Below are 2,027 nucleotides of genomic sequence, written 5' to 3' on the forward strand. Positions count from 1 at the left end.
AGGATACCCTGATATTCGCCCCCCTGATCTAAGCCGCCCCAGTTGTAGAAAGGCTCAGAGACATAGGCACCCCCGATGTCGATGCCCATCGCATGGAAATCGGACGGCGCATCACCAACAATGCGATCAACGATGGGAAGCCGACCATTCTCCGTCACGAAGGGATCGAGCCGCACTGTCGGCACTTCGCAATTCGCGCTTGCGGCAGCGGGAGCAATCAGCAGCACCAGTGCTCCCAGCGCCCCGCAACGGAAGTTTTTGCTAAATCTGGAGATCATAGGGGCGCGTGCGGCGCCCTCTTCGTTCTTTGTGTCGGACATTCTTCCCTCCGAAGCCGAGCGACCAAAAAAGCGCGTCAGTGCTTTCGGAGAGCCCCGATGGAACATCCCGACAATGTGCGAACAACCCCGCTCGCCCATTAGCCCTGGCACGGCTGAAGGCAGGTCTCTTGGCTCGCGGGTCATCGCCGTCTGCTCGACCTTCCCGGTTTCCCAGTGGTCACGATTGGCAGAAAGCTCACCGCTCACAGTTGCGGGGGCAGCCACGGCATCCGCGCCATCGAGGCGCACACCGTGTTCCCTTTTCATCCCATCAGAACAAATCCTCAGGGAACCTTCAACAACGGCACGCTGATGCACATGGCGAGCATTGTCAATTCGGCGCACCCCACGTGCCGCAACCGCTCCCACTGACGAGTCCGCTTTGGGTCAAAAGCGGACTCTGTCCGCAACACCATTCTATGTCTGCTTTGCCCCCGAAAACGGACATCCAGACAGATGTTGCTGATCGCGTCTCAGCCGTGATTCAAGCTCCAAAAAGGGAGCTTCGAATCATGCGCTATGAACTCAGTGACTACGAATGGAGCGTCATTCGGCCGATGCTCCCAAACAAGCCACGCGGCATTCCCCGTGTGGATGACCGGCGCATTCTCAACGGCATCTTTTGGGTCCTGCGCTCAGGCGCACCATGGCGCGATCTGCCAGACGGATACGGTCCCCATACGACTTGCTACAACCGCTTCGTTCGCTGGAGGCGGGCTGGCGTCTGGGACCGGATCATGGATGCGTTGGCTGCCGCTCATGATACAGCGGTGCAAATTATCGATACGTCTATCATCCGCGTGCACCAACAGGGTGCCTGCATCGCCAATAACAGCGGCCAGCATATTGGTCGCTCTCGGGGCGGACTTACCAGCAAAATTCACGCCGTCGTGGACGCCAATGGTCTCCCTGTTCGCCTCGGCCTCACGCCCGGTGAGGCGCACGACAACCGGCTATGTTCGACGCTCCTGACCGGATTGCAGCCACGAACCATGTTGCTGGCAGATCGAGGATATGACGCGGACTGGATCAGGGCGCTCGCCAGCGAGCAGGGCGCGTGGGCAAACATCCCGCCAAAACGCAATCGCAAGGACCCGATCTGCTTCAGCCCTTACCTTTACCGGGAGCGCAATCTGGTCGAGCGGTTCTTCAATAAGATCAAGCAGTGTCGGCGTATCGCTACCCGATACGACAAGCTTGCCGCTAACTATCTCGCCTTCGTCAAGCTCGCCTGCATTCGCCTCTGGCTGCGCGTTTATGAGTCCACGCCCTAGTTCTCGATCTATGCGGAACCTAGCCTACTGGAATCGCTCCGCGCGAGGACCTAGGCCGCGGTTCTGCTCCCACGCGGACACGAAGCGTATCTCTTCGAGGAGACCAACAGATGAGAGCGTTGCTGATAATCGCATTGATGGTCGTGTGGCACCCTGCCCTCGCCTGCTCGTTCGACGCGGAGTGCCCGACGTCGGAGCGATACCTCAAGCGTCCGGGCAACAAGGCCGGCCATTGCGGCAACTGTGACAGCGGGCTCCGCGAGCCGTTGGACTTGACCGCCCCCGAGAGGAAGCTTTGCTCCCAAGACATCGATTGTGGCGTCGGCGGGACGTGTCTTGCCGTGGGCGGACTATACGGCACCTGTGTCGGCGTGTGAGCCAAGGCCATGTCGCGGCGCAATTAGGCTGAACTAGCGGGCATGCAGTCGCTGGG

At 59.8% G+C, this 2,027-nt stretch carries 3 protein-coding genes and 1 riboswitch; of the genes, 2 read left to right on the plus strand and 1 reads right to left on the minus strand.

What is annotated here, in order from left to right:
- A partial coding sequence (locus tag WBQ77_RS06620) for a hypothetical protein (protein ID WP_424059468.1) occupies positions 1-320 on the minus strand: 320 nt, incomplete at its 3' end.
- A 101-nt stretch (positions 321-421) separates the two neighbouring features.
- Positions 422-632: riboswitch (cobalamin riboswitch) on the minus strand.
- 200 nt (positions 633-832) lie between these two features.
- Between WBQ77_RS06620 and WBQ77_RS06625 the strand changes: the two genes are divergently transcribed.
- Together WBQ77_RS06625 and WBQ77_RS06630 are read left to right on the plus strand one after the other, a co-directional pair.
- Entirely contained in the window at positions 833-1,594 is a 762-nt protein-coding gene (locus WBQ77_RS06625) for an IS5 family transposase (protein ID WP_424059470.1), read from the plus strand.
- A 110-nt stretch (positions 1,595-1,704) separates the two neighbouring features.
- Positions 1,705-1,971 carry a hypothetical protein gene (locus WBQ77_RS06630; protein ID WP_424045194.1) on the plus strand — a complete coding sequence of 89 codons (267 nt, stop codon included), beginning with the start codon at positions 1,705-1,707 and terminating at the stop codon, positions 1,969-1,971.
- Positions 1,972-2,027: the final 56 nt, after the last annotated feature.

The sequence above is a fragment of the Methyloceanibacter sp. genome, assembly GCF_049590335.1.
In the GTDB taxonomy this organism is placed as follows: Bacteria; Pseudomonadota; Alphaproteobacteria; order Rhizobiales; family Methyloligellaceae; genus Methyloceanibacter.

Coding starts and splice junctions, on each gene's coding strand:
- WBQ77_RS06625 (WP_424059470.1), top strand. CDS start 833: ATGCGCTATGAACTCAGTGACTACGAATGGAGCGTCATTCGGCCGATG.
- WBQ77_RS06630 (WP_424045194.1), top strand. CDS start 1,705: ATGAGAGCGTTGCTGATAATCGCATTGATGGTCGTGTGGCACCCTGCC.